Origin of the sequence: Hungatella sp. SB206, from assembly GCF_051132295.1 — a bacterium.
In the GTDB taxonomy this organism is placed as follows: Bacteria; Bacillota; Clostridia; order Lachnospirales; family Lachnospiraceae; genus Hungatella; species Hungatella effluvii.
Map to the genome: position 1 here is coordinate 4,427,801 of NZ_CP096603.1, position 25,994 is coordinate 4,453,794.

Sequence of the window (25,994 nt, forward strand, 5' to 3'; positions counted from 1 at the left end):
AACCTGCTGCGTGCGCCCTCTATTTTTTGCAACAGATTCCCATATATCTGCCATCTTAGGCATAAGAAATATAGGGAAAATTAAGATTCTTGATGGCCGGTCAGTTGTTCGCGTATTTCACGCATTTGTCCGGCACTTTTATCTGATTTAAAGTAAGTCAATATATCCTGGTAGGAAAGACCTCCTACCAATCCAAGACGTATTTCTTCTAACTGCTCTAATGTATAATCATTATTTATTAGCATTTCATTAAACTGCTCTTCTGTAATCTGTCCCAAATCCTGCTTTTCTATATTCTCGATTTCAGTTATTTTGCGGTTCTTTTTCAGTTCATCTTCTGAAAATATCTTTGCCGGCATATCAGGTTCCTGCAATGACAGCAATTCGTCCAGTGTTATTTCATCTATCTGAACATTCAGCCCCTGGTCCCTCTGGCGTTCATAATATTCAAAAGACTGCCGGTTCAGCAATTCGCAGGCTGGCACTGTACTTTTCTCACGGATTGGTGTATGATGATATGGTGGTGCGCCTCCATCAAACGTCTCCTTGAAAAGAGGATGCGCCGGGGTATTGTATTTTGAATCTACAATCGGGTCAAATCCCCGGATAAAGATCAGGCACTTTTTATTATCCAGCTTTCTGGCCTCATCCGGTGTCAGTAGTTCCCTTCCCAGCACATCAAAGTTCCGGCTGCTGCTGCCATTTTTTCCTCTTGTTTCACCAGAACTCCGCTTATCTACCGTAGCCTTCCCGAGCATCTTAGAAATATAATCGTGTGTACTCTGTTCATTCCCGCCAAGGTAGACCAAAGTGTCACAGTTCCCCGGGATGACCTCCCATGTCTTTTCAAACAATGCTTTAATCTGCGCAAGGTTCTGTATAATAATGATCGATGAAATTTCTCGTGACCTCATGGTACTAAGTAAACTGCAATAATCATCCGGTAATGCAAATGGCAATAGGTAAACCTCTGGCACTGCCGCCTCGGGTTTTTCCCCTGCCCCGCACCGTGCATGATAGTTTCCCATCACACGGCGCTCCCCCGACTAAGAACATAATCTCTTAGTATCGGCTTGAGGCTATCCCTCCACCGCTTATTATCACGGTTTCCCTGGTACTGTGCCTCTACTCTCACAACCACTAATGCACTTATTATAGAAGTTTTTCTCCCCCTTCCTTTTCGCTGCAACTACGATACTTTGTCGCTGATACAGTCAGCTCCCGTATTGGCTGCTTTCCACGTTCCACATAACTTAGGATTGCTACCACTTAGGCCGCTCCTTTAGCCCTGCAAGCATTATCTTCAAGGAAAATCCTCAAGATACCTATGCCCTATAAGCACAGAAGGCATTTCATACTAACAAATTTTACTTTGCCCCGCCTGCGTACCCCTGGTACACCTGCATTTCTACAGGCTATTTGTTTAGAGCCGTACATTCGGAACTTTGTCAGACCTCCTTTGGGTCATTCTAGCCATATGGCAGCCCCACCCGCACTGTCACACACAACTCATACCTCTATGAATCTTTCCTCGCCTTTCAGCGTTAGGGTGTGCTTCGCACGACTTTCCCGCGCTTATAACCCCAGCCACTGTATCTGGCTGACGCTACTCGGAGTATCAGTGAATCCCCTTCCGGGCGTTACCCCATCATTTGAGATTTCAGTTATGCAGTTCTCCAAAGCCATTCATGGCTTCAGGCTGCGGTTTTGTCGGTTATTTCTACCGTTTTGGACGCAGAACGTGTCACACCATTAGCAAACTCATCAAGCATAAAGGTCACATGGATTGGTAATCTTCCTTCGTAAATAAAGTCAGCCTGGAAGTACAGTTCCTGGAATATCTGGCTGTAAAGCAGCCCTACAATGCTGTTGTTCGATTTATCGGAATCCGGAATCACACAAAAAAGAGCTGTTTTTGTCTTTCCGTCACCATTTCTTCCCACCCCTATCTCCGGGATATTGATATCATCATGGTCCAGGATACGGAGGATTTGTGGATTTTCCAAAAAAGCCAGTCTGGAATTTGCACTGATTACAATACTCCGGACCGTATCAGCCGCTCCTCTGATTACTTTATAATACTGTTTGACTGCTGGATGATTGCTTCCCTTTTTACGCTCCAGGCGCTTAATCCTGCGGTCTAAGTCCGATGGCGAGCCATCATCACGTACCTCTGCTTCTCCCAGTAATTTCAGTACCGTGGAAAAGTTCTGTTCACTTTTGGGGCATTCCAGCCAAACATAGTAGAACAGCGCCTGCAGGTATAGCGACTCTGCTTTCTCCCAGAAGGGATCGCTGCTCTGGGAGTTTTTCGGGGTTGTATTGGCGATCAGGTTTGTAATTAATTTTACGACATCTGATTCCTTCCGGATATACATAAATGGATTATAGCAGTCAGACTCTTCCATGTTCAGCAGATTCAGGACTTTGACAACATAACCGTGTTTCTGTAAGAATCCCCCGCAGGCTTTTAAAATTTCCCCTTTCGGATCAGTGATTATATAAGAAGAACGGTTAAGCTGTAATAAATTAGGCTTACAAAAGAAGAAACTCTTTCCCGCTCCACTTCCCCCGATGACCAAAGTATTCAAGTTCAGCTTCGTTTTACGCGAATCCATCCTCATACGGACATTTTGGCTTAGTATGCGGTTCTCTGTCTCGTCCTTCTCGGCTAACACCTGATTCACCTGTTTGATATCTGCAAATTTGGCTGTACCATATTCTTTTCCCGGCATATAGTTTTTCCTGCTGGTCAGATACATGGCAATCGCAATCATATATACGAATTCTGCAAGTAATATCCCCTTAAAAGTTGTATCATTAAAGTAATTTCCAAATGGGCGGGCCATAACCATGTTAAGACGCTCCATAAAGGTATTGATATCAATCCCCTGTTCCCAGATGCCATTAAGAAGATACCCGCCATATGCCGCCAGCACACCACCAAGTACAATCAGCCAGACAGAAGTTTTTTTCTTATTTTCCATTACCTTCCTCCCCGCTTTTTCAGTTGGCCTGCCATCTGCAGTTTCCGGTTTTCTTCTTTTTTCTTGTGCAGCATGTCTCTGGTTTCCTTTAAGACCGGATCATAACTCTGGCTGTATAGCTCTTCACCGGTGCGTTTTCCAATCACCTGCCCCTCGTTATTCACCACACTGTATTCCTTATCCTTCTGAAGATTTGTAAATATGGTCCTCTTCTCCTCACTGATATGGGATATGGAATTTTTATCTATCCACAGGTACTCATTCTTTTTGAACGGAATCCGTGTGAGAATTCTCTTTTCAGTCTCTTCCACCGCAAGGCTCCTGGCAATAAAAATCTGATGGATATTTGGATCGTCTCTGACAGCTTCCTTTGCATGCTGCAGTACCTTCCTCTGGCGGCTATTCATCTCAGACATCTGCTTCTGTGCAGCCTCTGCCTTATGCGGCTGCTCCATCCCCCGCACAATAGGCTCCATGTCCTCCGCATGCTGCCATTTTCCCTGTTTCTCATACGCAGCAAACTCCTGTTTGTCCATTTTAAAGGCCATGCTGCCATCGTCATTGATCTCCAGGATTCCCAGGCTTTCCATATATTTCAGTACAGGCTCTACTTCCGCCCATGGCATATCTATGGCATTACTGATTTCCCCAACACCCGCCCCTGGTGTCTGTGCCAGATATGTCCCAACTGCCTTAAATCCCCATGGAGAGATGGACTGTTCTTTAGGGGCGCTCTGCTTGTTTGGGTCCGACATATCCTTCTTGTCTATCCCGTAAGTCTCTTTCAGTTCCTTCTCCTCCCCGTTATCCAGATAATCCTGGATTGATTCAATCTTGCTCCCCTCGATGTCCCCCATGATTTGATTCACTCTAGGTGTGGCATCAGAATGAAAAAGGATTTCACTTTTACCATCCGCTTTATTGATATCTGGAAGGAGTGCATAGCGGATTTTATATTTATCAGCCAGCTTTTTCACCTTATTAATATCAGTCGTATCAAAACGGAAAACCTGCAAATCGCCTCCTGTTTTAAGAAGGTCTTTTACGGTTGTCCTTCCGGATAAACGTTCCATCTCCACCAACCTGCCGATGAATTTTCCAATATCCTTAGCCGTATGAAGCCCGCCTCCGACAATTTTCATGAATATCTCAATTCCCTCAAATGACACCCGCAGGATTTGGGTAGCTTCCTGTATTTCTCCTATAGAACTCACCTCCTAACTGCTTCATTCTCTTTTTTCTTTTCATCTTCGCGTTTCCGCAGCTCCTCCAGCATCCGGTCCAGTTCATAGTCCACATTCTTATCCTGCAGGATTTTCACAAGTAACTGATTTGCTATTTCCTGATTGATATTTGCCACTTCTAACTGTATGATATACTCTTTGATTCTCTCCTGCAGTTCGCTCCCGCCCCGGATGGCATACTGCTCTATAATCCCAGCCTCCAGGTTCCCCTGGGATTTTTCCTTTTCCCTGACCGCAGCGATATGAATGACCGCATCATGCACACAGTCTAAGTCCTGCTGATGGAACGCATAACCTAAAAGTATCCTTTTATCCTCCTGGGTAAATACAAAGTCCTGCTTTTCCATTAAATCCATCATTTGGTAGCACTCCCGGACCATTCTGATATTTAATGACACCACACCAGCCTCACGCATCTGTATGTCTCCTTTCCCGTACCAGCAGCATAATCTCACGCATTTTCCGCATTTTATCAGCAGTCAATTCCTTTTTGATAATCCGCTTTACTTCATCATCGGCCAATCCTGAATCAAAGGCAGACCTGACTTCTTCAAGTTGTTCTGACGATAATCCTTCCGCAGCGATTTTATCCAGAATATCCGATGTCTTCTGCGGGAACAGCTTCTCAAGGATAGTTTTTTTTGTCTGCGGCGGCTGCGGTCTCCAATAAGATGGAGGAACGGTAGGTGCAGTTACCTTCTCTGTCTTTCCCTCAACCACTTCGGCATTTGACCGTGTTCTTGCCGCTGTAAGTTCCTCCTCCAGCTTCTTTATCTGTGTTTCCTGCACCGCAGCTTCTTCCTGCAGTTTTTTGATCAAACTGTCTTTATCTTTTAGGTTCTCATATAAATCCTTAATCTCCTGGTTTTTCTCGTCCAGGACGTGTTCTTTCACCAGTGTTGAGAGCACCTCAAACTTCTCGTTATTCTCTTTAAACTGCTGCAGAGATGTCTCCATCATTTTTATCAGGTTTTCTGTATACTCCTTAAACGCCGCGCCTTCTGCGGAATTACCAGCATTCTTTTTGGCCTCAATCAATTGTGTCCTCATTTTTTTCATCCGGCTCGCCGGCAGATCCGGTGTCGCATAGGACATGATTTCTTCCTTCGTAAGCCCAGAGACGGAACCAGAAACAATTTCCGGTATCTGGTACTGGTCAAATGTGCCCTGACAGCACAAATCAACCAGTTCCCCGTCTACATCTTCAAGCATTGCAAAAACGGTCTGACGCATCTGCTCCGCATTAAGCTTTGGGATTGCAACCCGCCGCACGTCTTTAATGCCCAGCCCGTATTGGAAAGCCATCTGTATTACTTCAATCTGGTCCGCCCCCAGCTTTTTACGGCACTCTTCTAAATATTTCTGTTCTTCTATTGTCATATCTGCCTCCTGCAATAAAAAAAGACAATCCAATCGGCTGCCTCTCGATTCATTTCTTATCTTACTTTTGGGGAATTTGCTTTATTTTTCTGTTTTTCCGCCTTACCTTCCTGCCAATCCTGGGATACTGGTTCAAACTCGCTTTTTCCATGTTCCTCAAGCCATCCCCTAATATCGTCAATCGGTGTTACAATAATTTTTTTCATGAAATCATTCGCAGCTATGGCCTGATATCCTGCACCCTGGTTCAAGATAATCATTTTTTCTGCATATTCCGAAATCTTACTATACTGGGTGTGGCTTTCCAGCAATTTGATTTTTTCACGAAAAGACGCAATGAATAGCTTATATGGCATGGATAGGCATGTAATGCCTCGCTCCTCTGCAAATTTTAGTGCGTCTGTATAACTTTTTTGTTCTGATTCAGTCACTTTCCCATCATTGTCGAAAAATTGATACTTCAAATTATTCCTCCTATATATCAAGCAATCCCCTACCGTACCTTTCCTGATCGGGCCGGAACCTTATCCGTTATATTCTCTAAAGAAGAAATAAGAGCCATAATTTTTTCACTGTGAACTTTTTCCAAAACAGTCTCTAAATAGTCTATGATGTCCTGGCGCTTTTCCCGGTCTCCAATATCCCTGTAGATACGTCTTACCGGATCGGACTGGTTGTCCCCGGCTCTCATGTATCCTGCATCAAGATAATGGATAAAGTCTGTTTCCTTCATCACTTCGTTCAGTTCCCATGCCACTTCCGCCATTTCTTCCTTCTTATCTGCTTTCCTGACAGCTCCGACCTCATCTAATTTATCTGCCAGACTCACGCCCTGCTTTCTGTCCTGGTCTGGTAAGAGCGAAGAACGGTACATCAAAAAGCAGGTTAGATGGTCCCTCAATCTATGATTGTCTAAGACCGCTCTAATCCCAGGTATTTTCCCCCCTGCTGGTACTAAATCACGGAAGCTCTCAATATATGCGTCTCCCAGCTTACATTCCAAAAGATATTTTTTTATTTCAGAAGCCAGTTTTTCCAGTTTATCCTGCTCATAGATCACGACTTTCTCCTCCTCTTTCCCTGCTTTTCTGCTTGTCTCTGCTCTGCATTCTCTCCTTTTGCTCCTGCATGATTTTCTTCCCTATCCTCTGCTGTCGTCTTACCTCCGCAAGAACCTCATTGAGCCGGCGATTTTTCTCCTGGAAATTCAGGTACAACCGCTCTGCTGATTCAAACGTGTACCCCATATCCAACAACTGCGTTTTTAGCTGCTCTGCCTGCAGGTATTCTCCCTTAAATTCCTGATACCCCTCCTCATATAAAGAAACCTCAACCTTCAGTTCCTGGAGCTTTTCCCAAAGCTCAAATATCTCTGTATTGGCTTCACGGTTCTCTTTTTGGTTCTTTTTCTCCTGCCTAAGCGATTTTGCCTGTTCAGCCAATGCTTTCCTGATATTTTCCAAGTCCTTGTCTGTATGTATCTGATAAGCCGAAATGAAATTATATTTCTCCTGTATCTCATGAAGTTTCCGGATATCTTCTTTATATTTCCAAGCATCGGAATAAGGCTGTTTTTTTAGGACGCCCAGCCGGTATAACTTTGTAAAATACATCTTCTGGTATCCAGTCAATGGGGACTTTCTTCTGGGAATATAACCAGTCACTTTTTTGACTCTGGGCGGCAGTTCCAATACTGGCTCCGGCAGTTCCTTTTCTCTTGCAGATATGGGGATACTTAGCCGTTCCCGTAATTTTTCTTCTGTGTAATCGCCGCCCAGGGTATCCAGCCTGCGTCCCTTATCCATACCTGGCGGCTTTAACAGAATATGCGCTCCCTGTTTTATCTCATATCCCCGTTCCTCCACTCCAATAAGGAACTCATCCCAGTTTTCCGCCTCGGCCGCCACCTGGTCGATGTCACGGCGGATCATATCATTCCAACTAAATTTACCATCTTTACCCTGGTCCCAGATGCGTTCCTTTTTTTTCTTTCTGTTCTGACGTACTTTATCCATGTCCAGCGTTGCCATATGGTACTCTTCACAGATTTTGTTGACAAGCGGCTGTATGATTTTGTCCCAATCACCATTTCGGTAATCATATTTCTTCCCTTCTCCAATACAGCGGACACTATTAAATGCAATATGGCCGTGGATATGATCGGTATCATCATGAAGCGCATAGACTGCCTCAAACTCTTTTCCAAGGTACTCCTCTACAAATTTCCCTATAATCTTCATGGCAACATCTTTATCAACGGTATCTGCCGCCTCTTCAAATGAGATAATGATATGGTATCCCTGGCGTCCCCCCATCTTATCGTACCTTCGCTTAGTGTTCAGCATTTGTTTCAGTGCAGTCTCCGGCAGACAGTTATGGCCTGAAACATACAACCCATTTTCAGTTTTGCTGTCCTTCGTAATATAATTAATCGTATTTGCGAGATGCTTTGCCTGAAATCCCGATTTTGCACATCCCATATGCAGAATTTTACTGATAGCCATACTTAATTACCCGCTATGTCCAAATGGCTGACTACCTGCATGACTGCCTCCTTGATCTGCTTCATATAAACATACAGACGTTTTTTATCGGATTCATGGTATAAGCCGCTGTTGTTGTTTTTGACAATTTGGTTGATGTTTATCCCGATATGGTTTATCTCATTCGTGAGATTCTGTAATGCTTCCAGAAGTTCCGGATAATCTCTGGGGCGGTTGGTTATCAGCATCCTCAGATACTGCGAATCGGATAGCCCTCTCTCTTTTGCCTTCCTGTTCAGCTCCTCCAATTCCTCGCATGACAGCCGAATTTCTTTCCGGCAGTTCATCTTTTTTACGCTTCTCAGTCTCTACTCACATCCTTTCATCGAATAAACAGCAAAAGAAAAGGAAGGAACCACAGCAATCAGCTATATTCCTTCCCTCTTGATACTTTACTTATCATCTTACTGATCTCCGCCCAGCCGTGATATCCACGGGAGGCAGGATTTCCTGTATCTTTCCACGCAGCTCCTTTTGATAATAGGTCCTCTGGAAAGCGGCATTTAGTATTTTCTCGTCCGCTTTCAATCCTTCCAGGGTTTTATGAAGAATTTGCCATTCAGAGTGTCTGCTTAACTTAAAATAGTCCCTGGTATCAGATATCATCTTGTAGTTCTGCTCACACGCAGCATCAATCACCTGGTCAATATCCGTCTCCAAAGAATCACCAGATTCCATGTCCACCTTATACAATTGTCCGTGGCCGTCTGTTTCTAATGTATAGCCACTTTTAGTTGTATACCCCACTACCTGTTCAGCCTCCGCGCGGGTAAGTGGAAAAAGTATATCAAACTCGTCAAGATATTCCATTAATTTTCCAGATGTTTCAATTCGTCCCAAATCATCCCCTTCTTTCCATAATTCATTCTATCAGCGGGAATTTTTCTTCGCCGGTGTCGCTTTTTGATTTACCTGTTTCCATAAGGAGGTCTGTTCATATATATCGTCTAACAGCCTCTCATCTTTTTTTAGCTGTTTTATCCTGTCTATGATTTCCCTCTCTTCACTGCTTCCAGCTTTCTCTTCCAGTCTCTGTCTGGAATCTAAGATGAATTCATTGTTCCATTCACAGGCAAGGAATGTAACCTCGTCCATGGTGATTTCTTCTATTTGTTCTCCCTCTAAATCCACCCAATAGAGCTGCCCTTTTTCATCTACGTGTAGCCCATAGGCACTTCCCTCCATATAGTCCAACAGAACCTGGGCATGTTCCTCATTCAGTGAAAATGGTATAGAAAAGTCATCGAGATAGGCCAGCAGTTCCGTGGCCGTATTCAATTGTTTCAAATAATGCCTCCTTGCCCGGTATCCTACCGGCTATGTCCTGATAGCGGCTTCTTATCCTTGTTTTCATACTTTTTTAATACCGCCAGAATCTCACTTATTTTTTTACGGGCCGTCTCCGGAAGTTCCCCCATCTCAGCATTTCGCAGAAACTGCGCTTCGGTCTTCCTTCCATATAATGTTGCCAGCCTGCCGTATGTCTCTTTTGCCAGGTCAACTTCGGTATCTCCAGACTGCAGCTTTTCCGCCCAAACCTCCGGCATATGATCCCGGACTAAAATACAGATATCGCAGGCAGCCTGTTGTAAATCCGTGCGCTTTAAAATAGGTTCCTTTTGATCAATAGACCATATACCATTCAGCATGTCCTGCGCCAATCTCAAATCACGCTCATCTGTTCCATTTAGGATTGTATCCACAACCTTCTGTAGCTGCTGGTACTCCTCATCCATTCCCTGTAAAGGAATACTCTTATTTTTATCCAGTCTCTCCATAATGTCGCACACCTCCAAGCCAACAGCTTTTTGTATGGATTCCTTTGTGATGTTATTTTCCCTGCAATATTCCAGATAAGTTTCCAGTCCCCCTAAATATGTAATTTCCTCCAATGGGGTGTCAGCCAGTTCCTCCCATGTATCATAATGGCCCTCTATTGTCATGGCTGCTATCGTACAATCATCAAATTCCAAGTCATAGAACAGGTCATCATCTGTACTGCACATTCCAATCCGGTAAATATCAGGCTGGTCTTCCTTAGCGTACACATTGAAAAATAACCTGGCTTCATCGGTACTCGCAACTGCTGCATATTGGTATGGGCTGCCCTTCACCCTGTCCTTGTTCAAGATATACAGCAGGGTGTATTCTCCAAAGTGGTTTCGTTTCAGATACTCCTTACTGTCATAGATCAATCTCTCAGTTTCTGTCTGTTTTGCTTCCATATTCCACCTCACCTATTTCTTTATCAACGGCTGTTGTGTCTGCTCTCCAGGTGCGGTTTATAAGCAGAGTCCTGTTTTTCCAGTTCTGCCATCTTAAATAAATCTAATACCTCCCACCCAGTAGCAGCCTTAATAGCCGCTGCTGAAATGTTGTTTTCTTTACAGTATTCCAGGTAATCCGCTACCCCCATTTTATGGGGGATTGCTCCAATGCCCCACCTGCTCAGTTCCTCCCAGGCGTCCAAATGGCCGTCCATTGTCATTGCAGCAATTTTGTACCCTTCCTCCAGCAGCCCAAACAGATATTTATCTGTATATGCGTATCCAATATTAAATTCAACAGTCTTATGCGCAGAAGGAGAAAAACTAACAGCCCTGTCCTGCCCATATTCTGCCAATCCCTGATAGGTGTCCTCTCCGTGCGCCTCCATTTTTAAAATATGATAGATAATGGCTCCCTGGTACTTTTGCGAATCCAAAAACTCTTTGTTTTCACAAAGCACTTTGAGTACATCCATCTGGGGGTTTTGTATCTTTGGGGGCAGACTATTTAATTCCGTCAGGACTCTTGCAATCTGTATTTCCAGCCCATATTCTGGCTGCTTGCGTTTCAGATAGTCAAGCCAGAACTGCATAAATTCCTGTTTCTTCTCTGGATTATTTATTTCCCTGCACATTCTTTCCACCGCATGTGCCTCTGATTCTCCGGGTAAGCGCGCTGCATTCCATTCCCCACCCCCAACAGCGTTCAGCATATTGCAGATATCCCTGGATAAATCCTTCCCCATTCCCAGTTCTCTCACCTCATGTATCCCTGATGCTTCAAACTTTTCCGGTTCATATTTCAATGTCCTGTCTCCTCTTTTCTAAATAACCGTTATAGCCATTTTTCTTACCCTGCCCTTTACATGGCGGTTTACCTGCCATTTCAGTTTTTTCACTATCGAGTCCTTTTTCTGTCTGCCTGGCTCACATGATTCATATAATCCTGCTTCTGTAATTTTACCTCATCAAGCAGATCTCCTACACTCCATCCGATAGACGCTGTAATAGACGCCGCTGTGATATTTCTTTCTTTACAGTAAATAAGGTAATCCTCAAATCCCTCTCTATGGGGCAACGCGTCGAGGCCCTCCCTGTCAAGTTCGTCCCAGACATTAAAGTGGCCATCCATCGTAATCGCCGCTATTTTATAGCCTTCTTCCATCGGTTTAAACAGATCCTCATGAACCGATGTATCACCTATATAAATTTCAGTAACTTCTTCCTTAGAAATAGAAAAATAGACTGCCATTTCCTGCTCATATTCAGCAACTCCCTTGTAACTGACGGCCCCATCCTGTTCTTTTTTTAGGATATAGTAAATACTGGCATCATGATACTTTTGAGAATCTAAAAATTTTTTATTTTCTACGAGTACCTTAATTCTCTCCATAAATGGAGTTTCCATGTGCGTAAATCCTTTGTTTAGTCTTGTTAAAACTTCCGCAGCCTGTATTTCCAGTTCATATTTGGGCCTCATACGTTCCAAATAGTCAATCCAGAATTGCATGAACTCACGCCGCTTCTCCGGATTCTTTATCTCCTGATAGGTACGTCTCACTACGTCCGACTCCGATTCTCCTGGTAAACGCATCGCTTCCCATTGCCAGTAATCAACAGATTTTGTCATTCTGCATATATCCCAGGCCAGATTTTTCAAAAAGTCCGACTCTCTATTTTTGTCAGGATATCCATATTCCCATAGTTCTCCGATCAAGCCTTCTGTCTGCCTTGTAACCTCAATGCTTTTTGCACGGCTGACCTTATATAAGTAATCAATAAGCAGCTTCCTGGCATCCGCAAACCGGAGCGTATCCAGAACATTTTCGGTTTGGTTGTAAGGATACGGCTTATAGAAAAATGGGGTAAAAATGTCTCCCAATGGTCCTCTCTTCATGAATTCGTCCACGTAATCTTTTAATCGTTCAAATTCCTCTGGTTCATACCTCAATACTCTGTCTCCTTTACATTCTGTATTATCTATTTTTCTGTCTGTCCTGTTTGGGAATGTCCTCCTTTTTCTGATGCTCTTGTTCGGAAGTTTTCCCCCATATAATAAAATGGCAATATTCGCTTTTATGGTTCTGCAAATATTCCGCCAGTTCGAGAAATCCCATTTTTAGTGCAATTTTCGTAACTGCAGTCACGTCAAACATATTGGTTTCACCAGTATCCCTGACCACCAATATCTGCTCTTTCACAATAGGTTCTATTACAGTTCCAGCTCCTTCCCTTTTCTTTTTGCCCTCTTTACTTCTGAAAATCTAAGGGGCCGGTCCGGACTGGCTTTGCCAGTCCTCTGCAAGATACGGATTTTGCCGTACAAAATCCATCTTGTTAGGGGAGATCCCCTAATACCCCCATATCAGCCTCAAAAAGCTGATATCATTCACAATTTTTTGCTATCAATTCCGCGGATATTACGCGAAAATCTGATAGCAGAAAAGGGAAACTGACAGCAGTTTCCCCTCAAATCACATACTGCCTGCTATCAGCTTCATATATCTGATAGCAGGCAGTATGGAGTATGATATCATCAAAGGCTTTGTGATATCACATTCCAAGGTTATCTGCTATCAGTCAATTAAACCTGATAGCAGAATTCCACTTTTGTTTTTGATACTAGGTTGCCGCATTTGATAGCATCCCTTGACCTGCTGTTTAAAATAGTTCTGTTTTTCCCAATCCATTCTGCATTGATGTTCTTTATATTAAGATTTTATATCTCTGTCATTGACGGTTCCCATAAAATCGTTCCAGTGCTTTCTCGAAGGCACCTATCCCGGAAAAAAAGCTTCCTATCTTTACATCTTCAAACAGGTAAGGCATAGCGCTATATAAAGCTTCAAAAATACTGGTTAAGACATTCACTACAATCGAATTTCCTGCCTGCTTATATGCCTGGCTGTTACTGATGCCCGCTTCCAGGACCTTCTGGTAATCTTCATCATCAAAACCCATCAGCCTGAAGCACTCTAATGGTGTAAGCCGCCTGATACGAAGGATTGATTCCAGCCTGCACAGGGAATTTCCCTGCGCAGTGATTGTCGGGCAGATGGTCCCATGTCCCTGTACCCGGCCCCGTTTTCCGGCAGCATTCGGATAGGCGATATTTACAACTCCCTCTGCCATACATTCCTCGTAGCCTTTTACGGTGTCCTGCCGCACCAGAATGATGTTATCCTTCTGTACGGAGGTAATCGCATAGCTGCACCAAGGCTTATCCTTTAGTTCCAGGTGCTGTTCGACTCTTCCCTCTTCATTATATCTTCCACGGATTGCCCCCACTTGCAAAATCTTTGTCTGGTCGTGGCTCGCAAGCTGGGTATTGGCAGTTCCCATCCCTGATAGTATAACACTCTGTTGGGAATTTCCAATACTTCCGACCACGGCTATTTTATTTCTTCCGGCACCGCTTGCCAGCAAAGTAGGGCTGGAACCGATTGCAGAGTATACCCTGCCAGTCTGGGGATCGCCAAGATACCCCTGAACCTGTCCAACTTTATACAGTTTATTTTCCCACTGTTTCAGTTCCTCTTCCCCAGGCATATACAGAAGCGCTTTCCGCTCCTTCATGTCTGTAATCAGTTTCTGCACTTTATCATCTGACAGATAATATTTCTCATCTACCTCATCTTCAAGGATATCCATCAGCCGCCTCCCGTTTTCCATTGGCTCTGGGAATACGAATTTTCCATTATCACATTCCTTTTTAATCAGGACGAGGTATACCCGTTCCCGGTTTTGCGGAATCCCATAATTTTTCGCGTTCAATATCTTCCAATAGGTGTTGTATCCATATTCCTGCAATTCCTGCTCAAATAGACGGAATGTGCTGTTTAGAAACCTTGCCTGAACAATATTTTTTACATTCTCATAAATTCCAAACATCGGCTTTACTTCCCGGATAACCCGAAGCCACTCTACAAGGAGAGAGGACCTTGTTTTATCCAGATTCTTTGAGCCGCATTTTTCACAAAAATCCCGTTTGCTCCAATGTACCTGCAGCGGGTTTACCTCATGCCCGCAATCTCTGCACCTCCAGACGGAACCGGCCAGCTTCCCACTTAGGGAGAAATCCTGACACGGGCTTCCACCGCAGATAAAGTTGAAATAAGGTAGCTTTTTCTCATCAACTTTCGTAATATCCCCAAGGTTGGCACTCTCGTCAACCCCATGTATGGCGCAATAACTTTTTACTGCATATTTGTCAAACTCACAAAAATTTATTAATTTATAATCCAATTCCCTTCTTAGAGGGTGTAGCTACACATTTTACCCGGGATTACCTCTTACCTCCTTTCAAATGTTTGAATGTAATCAGTTTCCGAATAAGTTACGAGCTACTGGTACAAATTAAATTTCTATGACTGCTGAATTTTTATTGGATTGGGCTTAACCACCCCCTTTCAAAGATTTGCCTTCATCTTATCTTGCCTTATGTCTCGTTTTTTTCTCTATCTGTGCCGCCGGTTGGATTGCAAGGCTTTCGGCATCAAACTGGAACACCATATTAGAGACCTGGACAGGGAACACTTCTGCTCTTTTATCCATCTCATTGCTCTTTTTTACTATTTCCTGCAAAGTTTCCAAACTGTGTCCTGATATTGGACAGACAAGGATTTTATCATTTGATAACGGCATAACATACAGGTCATCATCCAAACGCCTTGAGATTTCACTCAAACCCTCGGGATAGAACATGATTGCAATCCCATTCTCGCTGTACACCCCGTAATAGTCTTTTGTGTCTGGAAGCGCCCCGCTTAATGCCCCTAATGTATGAGCCAGAACAGCTCTGCTCGTATCCAAAACCGTCTGAAAGCGTTCATTCATATCGAAATATTTGACTTTATCAAATAATTCCTGTACCGTAAGTCCCCACTGCTTTAAATGTTCATTTTGGACAGGTCTTTTATAATCCAGAGGCCACTGTTCATCCTCGTCATAGACTTCATCAAAGAACTGAAAATATACAGCCATATCCCCAACAGGCAGATATGGTATATCATTCCCTTCCAGCTTTTCGGCTGCCTTTTCAAAATTAGCCGCCCAAATCGTAACATTTTCTAACTGCTCAATCGTTTCAATAGCACGCTTTTTTTCAAAATAATCGCAGATACTGCTTACCTGGGCCGTTAATTCGCCTTCTTTCCACTGTCTATATAAGCTATGGATTGACAATGACTGGCTACACACAGGCGGCTGCATAAGTTCAAGGGCTATTTCCTCATTGTCCGTACCTTCTGCTATTACTATCAATCTCTGATGCTCTTCATCAATGTGACGCCCAAGTTCTGTAATCAGTCCCTGTTTATATTCTTCATATGTCATTCATTTACACCCTTCAACCATTCGCGTATGGTCAGCAATTTGTTCTTGTTCTCCGATGGTGAATAGTGGAAACCATGACTTGATATGGCATACCCAGCCAAGCTGTGTCGAACCTGACGGTTCCCATTCTTGTGGACATCTTCAATGGAAAATGCTGGTGCCAGTGCTCCCATAGTATCAGGCAGGATATAAGCCTCCCTCTCTGAATATGGCAAAATATAAAAGCTATCCGGCATCAGGCGGCTAAGTTCCTGTAAGGTATCCCAGTATAATACACTTGCCGCTCCTCCAGGTCCCGTGACCACATAACCAAGGCTATCCTCTGCCTCTCCATTGTTCAGACAGCACGAAATACCTTCCAGCACATTTTCAATCTTCTCACACAACGGATAGATTTTGCTCTCCATGGATACCAGCGAATGTTCCAGTACAAAATTATGAAAATCACTTTTTCTCATTTTCCAGGATGCCAGATGTTTATTGGTTACTTCTGCCTGATAATAACGCCCGTCTCCCAGCGGTGCGTGAAACATATAGTAGAGCACCATGTCCCCCATAACCTGGTAAGGCATATCATTCTTTTTCAGGGCTTCCAGGTCACTTCTATGGTTTGCGGCATATACTGCCACATATTCCGGCTGTTCCAACTGGCCTACTGCAATACGCAGATCTTCCGCTTCCGCATCAGAGAACACTTCCATCGCCCGGTCTGCCAATTCCTCTTCCCAGGTGTCAAACATCTCCGCTCTCAAAAAAGCCTCCCTTACCGGAATGACGGGGCAGTACCGCCCCTCCTGCTCAAATAAAATTGTGATTCCCTCGGTCGGGAGACCCCTAGCCACCGTTCTAACTTCCCCGCGAATTGCGGAATCCTCAAAAGCGGAACGAATACATTGCTGGTAAGCATCTGAAAACTGTTTATATAATTTGAGGTTCATATTCTTATCTCCTTTATGATTAAATGAAAAAAGCAGGTTCTTTTCTGAATCGCTCTGAAAAGTCACCTGCTATGGTTTTTATTCACTTTTGGCTTCTGCCGCATCCTTTGACTTGTTTTACGGATCTCATCTGTTTTCCGGCTATAAACATAAATATAATCGGATAAATCTTTTTCCCTCTGCTGAAAACCATTTTGTTTAGAGTCGTAGAGGGTTTCCTGAATCCATTTTCTTCCGTCCCTGTTTTTATTTGATAATGCCACGCATTGATTGATACTTGTAGGAAATAGTATCATATCGCCACCCAGTTTATCTGACAGCTCGTGTACTTTTTCTTTGTATAAAAAAGCAGAAGCACCCCAGTAAAAGCTCTCTGTTGTCATAATGTAGATATCCTTCTTTTCCGGTTCTGTCCCAAACGGTTCCACGGAAACAGCCCTTTGATTTTCCGGATTATCAAGCGACCACTGATAAAGGGTATCAAAATCCATTCCAAACTCATTCAGCATTTCACTTGTCACTCTTAAATTAAGGTGCATATCTTCAAGCAAACAATCTGTTGAATGATAAATAATCCTCAATACAATGGCAAGGTCCCCGTCTCCATATAGCTTATGTGGGAAATTGTCCAATACCTCTTGATTTCTTTTCGCGTTCATCAATGTCGGAACTACTAGATTTGGCGATAACACCCCCATCTCTTTAAATGCGGCTTTGGTGATCCGGTCATCCCGCAATAAAAACTCTAGCGAATTCCTGACTACCAGCCACAGGGGTTCTCCCAACTGTGTATGACGGTTATATGCTACAAAAGGAAATATTTCTGAGCCTTTCTCTGGGCTGCCCTGTAAACTGATCACACAGCCATCCGAAATATGGTCAGGCAGCACCACCTTCCACCCTAATCCCATCTTTTGTAAATTATTGTTTAATTCATATACAAAGGTTTCATAAAATTCCCTTTTCTCTATGATTGAATATCTATCGTTTCTCAAACCCTCCCCCTATCTGCCTCGTTTTTTCGTTTCTTTTAACTGGCTGGGAGTAATCATACGAAACTGTGCGGTTTCACAATTATAGTGGTATAGATTCCCAGACAGGGGCTTTATACTTCCAGTGATTACCTCTTTACTACTGTGTAGTGCATTAGATATATAATCTATGCCCTTTTGGTCTAAAAGCGGCATTGCCAAAAAATGGTCAACGCTCATAGGAACCAATAAGATATCATCCCCCATAGTTTCTGCAAGTTCATACATTCTGGTTTTGTAAAGAATACCTGCAGCGCCTAAATGTTGACCAGTATTCGTTACCACATAGAAGGGAGGTAAATCCTCTACTGTTTCATCGGGTGATATAATATCTATCATCTTGTGCAACTCTATCATCTGTACAGACTCAACATTCCTCGGATTATCCAGGGCCATTTGATAAAGTTCATCATACCTCAGCCCCCATCCCTGTAAGATATCGTCTGTTACCACAAGGTTGAGATTGATACCGCCCAGGGACTGATATGCAATTTGAAGTATAACTGCTAAATCTTCAAACCTTGAATATGGAACGGTTTTCAATAGTTCCTCATTTTCCTCTGTGTTCATAAAAGTGGGAATTACCATATCTGCATGAAAAAGCCCCATATCCATCAGTGCACATTTTGTGCTCTCATCATCAAAGAAATCCTGTGTTGCTTTCCGTGCAGCGACTCCCCAGGGCATCCCCTGCAAAAACTCCTGGTAATAATCGTGAACTTTAATCGGAGGAAAATCATGCCCTCCACCATGGATTACCACCAAAACTTCTTCTCTGCCGCCTGTGTTCTCATACTTAGCCCGCCATGGAACACCCAGCATTTTTAAATTATAGTTGACTTCATGGGTAAAAAACTGGATGAATTCTTCATATTCCATCTTTGTCTGTCCTCCTTGAGATTTTATCTGCTTTGCTTTTTACCGACCAGTGTTTTCTCATGATTCATAGTTGTCTCCAATTTCTGATCAATGACAGCCTGTAATTGTTCTATACCACCCTTGAGCCTGTAAAACTTCCCCTCTGTATACGAATAAACCTGCCTGGACAAAAATAACCGCGCGTCCGTATCCTCCGTATACTCCCGGATTTTTCTTTGTACCCACATATCCTGTATACGGCTTTCCGGTAATATGGCCGCTTTTCGTTCTGAATACGGTACGATTATGACCCGCTCATGAAAAGCCTCTTCAAATTGACGCAGCACTTCGGGGTAAAGTATCGCCCCGGCACCGTTCAATCCATACAGCTCATATGGCGCATTGTAGATATCTTCTGCTCTTGCAATCACAGGTATATGGCCAAAATCATATGGTTGAAGGCTTTCCACCCAGTCATAAGCACAGGCACCGATTTTCTGTGCCTCGCATTGCCTAACAATATTGAATAATTCTTCGGCTGAAAACTTCCATTTTAGGAGATGGTCTTTTGTTACAATACTTTCCATTGTACCGCCGAAAGGCAGCTCATAATCAAACCTGAAATATACTGCCATGTCACCTACTGCCAAATATGGTATACCCTTACCCCGCAGGATTTCTTTGCTTTTCTCAAAGTTTGTTACACAGGCTAAAACACTTTCTATGCATTCCACCTGTTCTCTTTGTACTGTACCAAACTCCCGGAAACAATCCAATGTATCCTTCACAATAGAAAACATTGGTCTAGCATTTTTGCAATAATCCGAATAAATTTCCTGAAGGTCTATGCAATGACAGATTTTATCGCCTAAATCCAGGGTTGCCTTTTCCAGCGATAACCCTTCCCCTATCACGACCGGTCTGATGGAATAACCATGCTGGTCTAAAAGTTCTGCTATTTTTTGTAGATAAGCAACCTTAAATTGGTCATAGTTTATTAAGTTCATCAATCCACTAACCCACCTACCTATCTCAATTTTTGTTTCTCAATTTTCGGAGGAACTGCATGAATCAGGTTTCTGCTTTCCAGATCGTATTTAAAAACCCGCTCAGATAGTTTATGGCGTATTTCCCCTGTTTCTTCTTTCATTATATTCTCACTGGTCAGGCTCTCATATAAGTCTGACAGATTCCCAACACTTTGCGCATGGACATAAGCACCAAAGGCATCATTGGGAACAATCAGCATCTCGTCCCCTAATTTATCATACACCAGTTCCATAACTTTCGGATAGAAGATTGCACCAAAGCCATTCACACCATAGACATTGTAGACTTGCTTCAGTTCCAATGGCACACCATCCGCCGGCCTAAAAAGGATTGTTTTATCATTTTCATATCTGTTTGTAAGTGAATCGTACATATTTACGATACCCACTCCTATTTCATTTGCATCCTTGTATCTGACTTTCTCAAAAAGTTCCTCCACACCGATTCCCCATTTTTCCAAATGCTCTTTTGTAACATCTCCGCAGTACGATCTCTCCCCTCTTTCAATACAGAATTGGAAAGTGACCGCCATATCCTGATATGGCATATATGCAATGTTTCCCTCCACCAGTTTATCCTCATATTCTGCCAAATTCATAGGATATATAAGTACATGCTCTATCTGCTCAAATTGTTCGCGCGGTATCCACTCATCCCCATCAAATATACCCAGAATCTGCGTGACCGCCTCGTCTAACTCGTTGTTCTCAGCAACATAGCAGTTAAGATACACCAATTCCATCGGAATACTGGGGCAAACTAACTCCCCTCCACCTTTCAGCATAATGGCTTCAAATGGCGTGCCTTCAGCTATCAGCTTCAGTTCCTCCCCTCTGTCTCTTTCTTGTAGCTGGTCTTGAAATTCATCAATAAAATCCTCTCGTAATTCGTCATATGCTTCGTTCTCACTATAATAATACATCTATCTCCTTCCCTTCTGGCCGTCTGCGCTTCTCCCGATTAAAGCGGTTTTCATTTCACTCTATGCTTTTCAATGGTATGTTCCATTGCCGGGACCAGGTTTTTCCTGCCGGTATCGTACTTAAATATCTTCCCAGAAAGTACAAGGTGCCTATCGCCAGTCACCAGTTTCACACGATTGTCCTCCTGTAATTCTTCTTGCAGTTTTGCAGCACTCATAATATCCGGTGTCTGAATATAAGCCGTATAGGTTTCTTCAGGTACAATCAGCACTTCACTGCCCATTTTTTTTACTACCTGCTCCATCACTTTTGGATAAAGGGCAGCACCAAAGCCATTGACGCCATACAAAGCAGCCTGCTGTGAATCCTCTGATTTTTTTCCCACCTGCTCTATGGTTTTAATTTCGCCCCAAATTTGCTCCAGGTCTTTATACCTTACTTTTTCAAAGAGTTCCTTTGCATTTATCCCCTGCCTATTCAGCCATTCCCTTGTAACATCCCTGCGATACGACCTCTCATTGTCCTCAATGCAGAATTGATAAGTGATCGCCATATCTTCGAAGGGAAAATATGCAATATCATTTTCTTCCAGCTTATCCCTGCAATGTGATAGATTTACCGGAAACACTATTACATGTTCCAGTTGTTCCAGCCGCTCCGGGGATATCCATTCTGCCTCATCCTGAATCTCCAAGATAGTAGATACGGCCTCATCAATCTCTCGAATGGCAAAAATATAGCAATTTCTGTACACCAGTTCCATAGAGATACTGGTACATAATAAAGGTCCATTCCCTTTGTATGTAAAGGATTCAAAAGGAGTACCTTCCGCCACTATTTCCAACTTCTCCCCATTTCCTCTGCGTTCTAGCTGTGCCTTATATTCTTTAATGAAATCCTCCCGGACTTCCTCATATGCATGGTTTTCATCATATTCGCGCATTTTGGTTCTCCTCTTCGTCTATTTACCATTTCCTGCATCTGTAGACTCCCGTACCGACTCTTAGACCAGGGTTTTTTTCACCAATGAAGACTGGTGCACCGTCAGGGTTTTACTCTTGAGACTATAATACAAAACCGACTCTGACAACGGATGGCTTACAAATCCCTTTAAGGATTTTTTTCTTTCGAGACGCATCTGAAGGTCAGCAGGTGTATACTGGTCGGCGGCATATATAGCGGTTTCCTCTGCTGTTACTGGAAGCAGGTACAGATCCGTGTTGACCATTTCTGCAAATTCATCCAGAATATTCCTATAAAGCATGCCTGCCGCGCCTCCCGGACCTGTCAGCCGCCAGGCACTTGCGCGTTCATTTGTAATCTTTCCTCTCCCAAGCGTAAAGCCTGCCTCCAAGCCTTCCCGTATAACGGCTGCAACCGGTTCAATCTGCACACTATACTGGGAGAAAGCATTGTCTGACACGCACGCATGCAGTTGATCTACATGCATTCCCCACCGCTGTAAGTCCTCTTCATCTACGGGCATGGTGTATACAAGTTTTTCACTTTCCTCTTTCACACGGAACCGATAAAAGATACACATATCTCCCAGTCTGGTATACGGCAGCTCCAATTCTTCCAGCCTCATCTGGTATTTGTTTGCATTCACTGCATGGAACTCTACAAACAATGGATTCTTGACCGTATCCATCTTCAATCGGATACCTCCGGTTTCCGCCGTCTGAAATTCCTGCAGTGTCTCCGAAGCCAATATCCTGACTGGCAGCATTTCATACTGGCTTCTCAAAAACAGTTCCTCTATGCTGACCATAGGGCAGTACCTATCCTTGAAAGTCATTGTGATTGATTCACCTGGTAGTCCTTCCATAACCAAGTTCAACGCTCCTAACGTTTTGCTTTTCTCCATCAGGTCAATGAACTGATAGAGAAACTCTTCTTTGAAATTAAAATAATCCATACTATCTCCTTGCTTTTATGAAATTATCCGATTGCCTGTTTCCGGTCCAGATTGCTATTCCTGTTCAAATATTGAATCACTGCCTTTTTTCTTTCTGCAACAAGAAATTCATTCCAATCTTTCCCATATGGCGGGAACCGGACTTTAACGTGATATCCCATCTCTATATATTTCTTGCGTATAAGTGCCGCTGCTTTCCGGCCTGCCTTATCATTATCAAGATACAGGCTTATTCGTTTAATCTGTGGATTTTCTAGCAGGAACCGGTCCAATGCCCCGTCCCAGGTTGACCCTAATGCCAACTTGTTTGACTGCCCATCACGCTTATAATCCATATAAGACATCAGGTCAATGGCTGCCTCAAATACCTTGACTTCTTTATTTTTCTTGTTTCTTACATTGAAACCATAGGTTTTATCGTTGTTCTCCACGTCCCCTTTAAACGGGTTTCCATAATTATCCACCGTTCCCCTCATACTGGCAAACCGTGCTGTACCAAAGGAATCCCTGCCAATAAAAACCACGTTATGATATCTGCGTGTTTCATAAATCAGCTTTTTTTTAACGAACCAGTCAACTACTTCTTTGCTCAGGCAGCGCGTTTTTAACAGATAGGCATATAACCTCCGATAATTGTCGTTTGGTTCGGGAAGCACAAACTCCCCTTTCCCTTCTTGTTCTTTATTTTGCTCTTCCTTTCTTCTCTCGTGGTTTTTCCTGCTTGTATCATCTTTAAATGATTTATCCTCATACCGATAACCGGCCTCGTTCAACAAATAGATAACCGCCTCACGAAAATCCATATAGCAAAATTGTCTCAGAAACTCAATGTTATCCCCGTTGTGACCGTCCTGGCCCTCGGGTACGGAAAAACGCAGCCAGCTCCTACGATTTTTAATCCTTATAGAATCATGTTCTTTCAATGTATAGTAACTGCCTACCCGCTTCACCGTGAAGCCCTGCCTTTCAGCAATAGACACCAGGTCCACGCTTCTGGCTATCTCTAATTCTTCATCTGTAAACTTCATAGCACCACCTCCTGAATCAGAGTTTAAAATTTCATGTCAAAATAACTGCTGATTTCCGGAAAGTCTCTTTCATACTCCTCCAGATACGTTCTGCAGGCGCTCCCTTCTTTTGACAAGTGGCAAAATTCACGGAAGCTCATCTGCTTATACATCTGGGGCTGGTTACACCACCTGGACAGGTTTACATACATTCCCCGGTAAGGTGATTCCTGATATTTCTCATACCGCATGATATATGGATACGCACGCACCCCCATTAGAATCCGGATACGCTCAAATGCCTGTAAGATATCCTGTTTCCAGAAAGTCCAGTCATATCTTCCATCTGCATCAAACCCAGTTAATACATAGAACTTGATCCTTTTTGATTCCTGGAATATTGGGTTTATGATCTTCATCTTTTCTATGACTGTTTCTTTATCCTTGATATTGTCAAAGGCAAATAATAAGTCGCCATCCAATCTACAAGATGCCAGTTCCCTGGATTTTTGCCTGGTAATCAGCCTGATATCCAGTCCTTGCCGGAACTGGACCGGACGGCCGGTTTCCCGTAGTTGTCCCAATAATGCACTCCACTCCCCACATGCCAGAAAATTATCATCCAGCAGACAGATCTTCTTTTTCTGTGGATTGTAAAATTCGTACACTGGGCTTGCAGGAACGGATACCGTTTTATTTTTGTTCACACAAAAAGGGCATTGCCTAAAGCAGCCCCTTGTTAAAAACCCAATAGAATAATCCCGATAATACTTATACTTCTTACTCTTTTTTCCTTCTTCTCCCTTACCTTTAAGCCAATCCGCATACAGACTGTAATCCGGCATGGCATGCTCTATTTCGTAGGGCAGCTCGGGAGCCTGGTCTAAATAAAACCCAGTACCTCCATATTCTACATTCTCCATCTTTAAGACTTCCGGCGGATACCTCGTAGCCGTAAAGACCTTTGACAGATATACCTTATCAAACTCATTGAAGCCTGAATACTCCGTCAGCAAATGTATCTGATCCCCCATCTGCTTATGGAATCCGCTGATCTTCATGCATGCCAGATTCGGCATGCGGTGCCTGTTCTTATCCAATAAATCAGCATCTATAATTCCGATTCTCGACTCTCATCACCTTCTTTACACAAATTTTTCATCCATCTTTGCTTTTTACATTGCGGTGCTGTTGTATGTCTGCGCCTGGCAGGTGTATCCCAGGAGCCGCCCCCTGCAATCTCTTTCTCACATTCCCACCCTGCCGCTTTTAAGGAAGCACCGGATTCAGAGATAAGGATATAAGTGATAATCCGCTCATATCCCATCTCTTTTGCAATCCGGGCTACCCGCCCGTATAGGAAGCTACAGGCATTGGCTGTACCGTCTGTGCAGCAACGCGTTACTTCCAGCGTTTTTCCATCGTCTAAATGCCTGGATACTGGCCTGCCGCACTGTATCACGCCACATATTCTGCCATGCTCAGTACATGCGACACGGAATTTGTCCCGGTATACAGGGCTATGATGCCTATGATTCTGCGCGACATATTCATTTGCCGCCTTTAACTCAATCGGTACTGCTTTCATTCACTTTTTTATATAAATTAGTTCCGGTTGGAACGTAAACCTCCTGTTGTTGATTTATTGTTTTAGTCTGGTCCCATGTCCATAAAATCCGCGAGGCACAACTGTCCCTCTACATTTTTATCCTCCATCCACCACCGGAACACGTCCTCTCCGTTCTTCCACTTAGTAGGTTTCCCCGCCGCATGGATTGCCACTAACATTTTATCAAACGCCCGGATATAAGCTGCCTTATACTTTGGGAAGTCAGCAAACTCTTTGTAGCGGTTTTTTCCAGCCATCGGGCACCCTACACAGCCAACTCTTTTATAACCCATATCATAAAGCGGATTATAAGGCATATGGTTGGAACGGATATAATCCCAGATGTCTTTATGTGTCCAGTCAATGATTGGGTTGGACACTACCCTGCCACGGATTGCACACCGCTCAATAACCAGCCGCTTATCATCGTTGTCGTTCATCAGAGTAATCCTATTCTCGACTTTTGGGGCAGCCGCTTCTAACTGTCCCCTTTTGGACCGTTTGGTGCTTTCGTCCCAGCGCACACCTGTTGATACCAGTCTGTCCGGTGTTGTGTTCTCTTTTAGGATTTCACAACAGTAACGCTGCATCCTGGTGGGCGGCATCTTCTTTTTGACAATCAACTGCCACATGCTCAGTGGCGGCATATGGATAATACATGGGATTCCCTTTTCTTTTAAACCTCGAAATTTCTCCCTGATATAGTACACCGTATCGGGAGCATCGACTGTTGTATGAGAATTGTGGGCCTCAAATTCAACTCCTGACCGGATAAACAAATCCAGAAGTACGTCAGAATCCTTGCCCCCACTGTAAGTACAGATTATGGGGGCATCATAGTACCTCTTTGACATTTCACTTGCTAATTTAATCCGTTCAATGCTCTTCGTCTCTAAATCCAATAA

26 protein-coding genes and 2 pseudogenes are annotated in these 25,994 nt (G+C 43.5%); all 28 read right to left on the minus strand.

Annotated features, from left to right (window positions below; all coding sequences use genetic code 11):
• Positions 1–529: 529 nt before the first annotated feature.
• Positions 530–950 (minus strand): annotated as a pseudogene (locus M1L66_RS19495) (type IV secretory system conjugative DNA transfer family protein); the annotation flags it as partial.
• 801 nt (positions 951–1,751) lie between these two features.
• Positions 1,752–2,987, minus strand: a pseudogene (locus tag M1L66_RS19500) (VirD4-like conjugal transfer protein, CD1115 family); the annotation flags it as partial.
• On the minus strand, positions 2,987–4,201 hold the full coding sequence (locus M1L66_RS19505) for a PcfB family protein (RefSeq protein WP_006567797.1): 1,215 nt from the start codon (positions 4,199–4,201) through the stop codon (positions 2,987–2,989). The gene M1L66_RS19505 and the pseudogene M1L66_RS19500, both read right to left, overlap by 1 nt.
• Positions 4,198–4,647, minus strand: coding sequence for a hypothetical protein (locus M1L66_RS19510; RefSeq protein WP_006567798.1), 450 nt, complete (start codon positions 4,645–4,647; stop codon positions 4,198–4,200). The genes M1L66_RS19505 and M1L66_RS19510 overlap by 4 nt, the downstream gene beginning before the upstream one ends.
• Positions 4,640–5,611, minus strand: coding sequence for a hypothetical protein (locus tag M1L66_RS19515; RefSeq protein ID WP_008724737.1), 972 nt, complete (start codon positions 5,609–5,611; stop codon positions 4,640–4,642). Before M1L66_RS19515 ends, M1L66_RS19510 begins: the two co-directional genes overlap by 8 nt.
• A 56-nt stretch (positions 5,612–5,667) precedes the next feature.
• Positions 5,668–6,075 (minus strand): hypothetical protein, encoded by a 408-nt coding sequence (locus tag M1L66_RS19520; protein ID WP_006567800.1) that lies wholly within the window; start codon positions 6,073–6,075, stop codon positions 5,668–5,670.
• 29 nt (positions 6,076–6,104) lie between these two features.
• Positions 6,105–6,671 carry a hypothetical protein gene (locus M1L66_RS19525; RefSeq protein ID WP_006567801.1) on the minus strand — a complete coding sequence of 189 codons (567 nt, stop codon included), beginning with the start codon at positions 6,669–6,671 and terminating at the stop codon, positions 6,105–6,107.
• The gene (locus M1L66_RS19530; RefSeq protein ID WP_006567802.1) at positions 6,661–8,115 is read right to left on the minus strand and encodes a relaxase/mobilization nuclease domain-containing protein; all 1,455 of its coding nucleotides are present in this window, start codon (positions 8,113–8,115) and stop codon (positions 6,661–6,663) included. The genes M1L66_RS19525 and M1L66_RS19530 overlap by 11 nt, the downstream gene beginning before the upstream one ends.
• A gap of 2 nt (positions 8,116–8,117) precedes the next feature.
• On the minus strand, positions 8,118–8,441 hold the full coding sequence (locus tag M1L66_RS19535; protein WP_006567803.1) for a plasmid mobilization protein: 324 nt from the start codon (positions 8,439–8,441) through the stop codon (positions 8,118–8,120).
• Positions 8,442–8,553: 112 nt separating this feature from the next.
• On the minus strand, positions 8,554–8,994 hold the full coding sequence (locus M1L66_RS19540) for a hypothetical protein (RefSeq protein WP_008724729.1): 441 nt from the start codon (positions 8,992–8,994) through the stop codon (positions 8,554–8,556).
• 30 nt (positions 8,995–9,024) lie between these two features.
• Positions 9,025–9,441, minus strand: coding sequence for a hypothetical protein (locus tag M1L66_RS19545; RefSeq protein ID WP_006567805.1), 417 nt, complete (start codon positions 9,439–9,441; stop codon positions 9,025–9,027).
• A gap of 23 nt (positions 9,442–9,464) precedes the next feature.
• A complete protein-coding gene (locus M1L66_RS19550) occupies positions 9,465–10,379 on the minus strand; it encodes a hypothetical protein (RefSeq protein ID WP_006567806.1) in 915 nt (304 codons plus the stop codon).
• A gap of 23 nt (positions 10,380–10,402) precedes the next feature.
• Positions 10,403–11,227 carry a hypothetical protein gene (locus M1L66_RS19555; protein ID WP_006567807.1) on the minus strand — a complete coding sequence of 275 codons (825 nt, stop codon included), beginning with the start codon at positions 11,225–11,227 and terminating at the stop codon, positions 10,403–10,405.
• A gap of 92 nt (positions 11,228–11,319) precedes the next feature.
• On the minus strand, positions 11,320–12,372 hold the full coding sequence (locus M1L66_RS19560) for a hypothetical protein (protein ID WP_006567808.1): 1,053 nt from the start codon (positions 12,370–12,372) through the stop codon (positions 11,320–11,322).
• A gap of 25 nt (positions 12,373–12,397) precedes the next feature.
• Positions 12,398–12,577 carry a DUF5049 domain-containing protein gene (locus M1L66_RS19565; RefSeq protein WP_235957585.1) on the minus strand — a complete coding sequence of 60 codons (180 nt, stop codon included), beginning with the start codon at positions 12,575–12,577 and terminating at the stop codon, positions 12,398–12,400.
• A 574-nt stretch (positions 12,578–13,151) separates the two neighbouring features.
• Positions 13,152–14,666, minus strand: a complete 1,515-nt coding sequence (gene dcm / locus M1L66_RS19570; protein WP_006567810.1) for a DNA (cytosine-5-)-methyltransferase — start codon at positions 14,664–14,666, stop codon at positions 13,152–13,154.
• 183 nt (positions 14,667–14,849) lie between these two features.
• Positions 14,850–15,755: a DUF5688 family protein gene (locus M1L66_RS19575; RefSeq protein ID WP_006567811.1), complete on the minus strand. Its 906-nt coding sequence runs from the start codon at positions 15,753–15,755 to the stop codon at positions 14,850–14,852.
• A complete protein-coding gene (locus tag M1L66_RS19580) occupies positions 15,752–16,693 on the minus strand; it encodes a DUF5688 family protein (RefSeq protein WP_233458277.1) in 942 nt (313 codons plus the stop codon). The genes M1L66_RS19575 and M1L66_RS19580 overlap by 4 nt, the downstream gene beginning before the upstream one ends.
• Before the next feature lie 62 nt (positions 16,694–16,755).
• Entirely contained in the window at positions 16,756–17,688 is a 933-nt protein-coding gene (locus tag M1L66_RS19585) for a DUF5688 family protein (RefSeq protein WP_006567813.1), read from the minus strand.
• A 9-nt stretch (positions 17,689–17,697) separates the two neighbouring features.
• A complete protein-coding gene (locus M1L66_RS19590; protein WP_006567814.1) occupies positions 17,698–18,603 on the minus strand; it encodes a DUF5688 family protein in 906 nt (301 codons plus the stop codon).
• A 23-nt stretch (positions 18,604–18,626) separates the two neighbouring features.
• Positions 18,627–19,589, minus strand: a complete 963-nt coding sequence (locus tag M1L66_RS19595) for a DUF5688 family protein (RefSeq protein WP_006567815.1) — start codon at positions 19,587–19,589, stop codon at positions 18,627–18,629.
• Between the two features lie 20 nt (positions 19,590–19,609).
• Complete coding sequence (locus tag M1L66_RS19600) at positions 19,610–20,554, minus strand: DUF5688 family protein (RefSeq protein ID WP_006567816.1); 945 nt, start codon at positions 20,552–20,554, stop codon at positions 19,610–19,612.
• Between the two features lie 50 nt (positions 20,555–20,604).
• Positions 20,605–21,498, minus strand: coding sequence for a DUF5688 family protein (locus M1L66_RS19605; protein ID WP_006567817.1), 894 nt, complete (start codon positions 21,496–21,498; stop codon positions 20,605–20,607).
• A gap of 60 nt (positions 21,499–21,558) precedes the next feature.
• On the minus strand, positions 21,559–22,473 hold the full coding sequence (locus tag M1L66_RS19610; RefSeq protein ID WP_006567818.1) for a DUF5688 family protein: 915 nt from the start codon (positions 22,471–22,473) through the stop codon (positions 21,559–21,561).
• Between the two features lie 23 nt (positions 22,474–22,496).
• Positions 22,497–23,501 carry a DUF3991 and toprim domain-containing protein gene (locus M1L66_RS19615; protein ID WP_006567819.1) on the minus strand — a complete coding sequence of 335 codons (1,005 nt, stop codon included), beginning with the start codon at positions 23,499–23,501 and terminating at the stop codon, positions 22,497–22,499.
• Positions 23,502–23,524: 23 nt separating this feature from the next.
• Positions 23,525–24,559 carry a hypothetical protein gene (locus M1L66_RS19620; RefSeq protein WP_006567820.1) on the minus strand — a complete coding sequence of 345 codons (1,035 nt, stop codon included), beginning with the start codon at positions 24,557–24,559 and terminating at the stop codon, positions 23,525–23,527.
• A 32-nt stretch (positions 24,560–24,591) separates the two neighbouring features.
• Positions 24,592–25,068, minus strand: coding sequence for an XF1762 family protein (locus M1L66_RS19625; protein ID WP_006567821.1), 477 nt, complete (start codon positions 25,066–25,068; stop codon positions 24,592–24,594).
• A gap of 62 nt (positions 25,069–25,130) precedes the next feature.
• Positions 25,131–25,991 carry a phosphoadenosine phosphosulfate reductase family protein gene (locus M1L66_RS19630; RefSeq protein ID WP_006567822.1) on the minus strand — a complete coding sequence of 287 codons (861 nt, stop codon included), beginning with the start codon at positions 25,989–25,991 and terminating at the stop codon, positions 25,131–25,133.
• Between the last annotated feature and the right edge of the window lie 3 nt (positions 25,992–25,994).

Excerpts from the sequence above, each read along its gene's own strand:
- M1L66_RS19610 (WP_006567818.1), bottom strand. The coding sequence starts at position 22,473 with ATGGATTATTTTAATTTCAAAGAAGAGTTTCTCTATCAGTTCATTGAC.
- M1L66_RS19535 (WP_006567803.1), bottom strand. The coding sequence starts at position 8,441 with ATGAACTGCCGGAAAGAAATTCGGCTGTCATGCGAGGAATTGGAGGAG.
- M1L66_RS19615 (WP_006567819.1), bottom strand. The coding sequence starts at position 23,501 with ATGAAGTTTACAGATGAAGAATTAGAGATAGCCAGAAGCGTGGACCTG.
- M1L66_RS19565 (WP_235957585.1), bottom strand. The coding sequence starts at position 12,577 with ATGTTTGACGTGACTGCAGTTACGAAAATTGCACTAAAAATGGGATTT.
- M1L66_RS19580 (WP_233458277.1), bottom strand. The coding sequence starts at position 16,693 with ATGAACCTCAAATTATATAAACAGTTTTCAGATGCTTACCAGCAATGT.
- M1L66_RS19530 (WP_006567802.1), bottom strand. The coding sequence starts at position 8,115 with ATGGCTATCAGTAAAATTCTGCATATGGGATGTGCAAAATCGGGATTT.
- M1L66_RS19600 (WP_006567816.1), bottom strand. The coding sequence starts at position 20,554 with ATGTATTATTATAGTGAGAACGAAGCATATGACGAATTACGAGAGGAT.
- M1L66_RS19515 (WP_008724737.1), bottom strand. The coding sequence starts at position 5,611 with ATGACAATAGAAGAACAGAAATATTTAGAAGAGTGCCGTAAAAAGCTG.
- M1L66_RS19575 (WP_006567811.1), bottom strand. The coding sequence starts at position 15,755 with ATGACATATGAAGAATATAAACAGGGACTGATTACAGAACTTGGGCGT.
- M1L66_RS19605 (WP_006567817.1), bottom strand. The coding sequence starts at position 21,498 with ATGCGCGAATATGATGAAAACCATGCATATGAGGAAGTCCGGGAGGAT.
- M1L66_RS19550 (WP_006567806.1), bottom strand. The coding sequence starts at position 10,379 with ATGGAAGCAAAACAGACAGAAACTGAGAGATTGATCTATGACAGTAAG.
- M1L66_RS19590 (WP_006567814.1), bottom strand. The coding sequence starts at position 18,603 with ATGGAATATGAAGAATTCATCCAGTTTTTTACCCATGAAGTCAACTAT.
- M1L66_RS19620 (WP_006567820.1), bottom strand. The coding sequence starts at position 24,559 with ATGCCGAATCTGGCATGCATGAAGATCAGCGGATTCCATAAGCAGATG.
- M1L66_RS19625 (WP_006567821.1), bottom strand. The coding sequence starts at position 25,068 with ATGAAAGCAGTACCGATTGAGTTAAAGGCGGCAAATGAATATGTCGCG.
- M1L66_RS19510 (WP_006567798.1), bottom strand. The coding sequence starts at position 4,647 with ATGCGTGAGGCTGGTGTGGTGTCATTAAATATCAGAATGGTCCGGGAG.
- M1L66_RS19595 (WP_006567815.1), bottom strand. The coding sequence starts at position 19,589 with ATGAACTTAATAAACTATGACCAATTTAAGGTTGCTTATCTACAAAAA.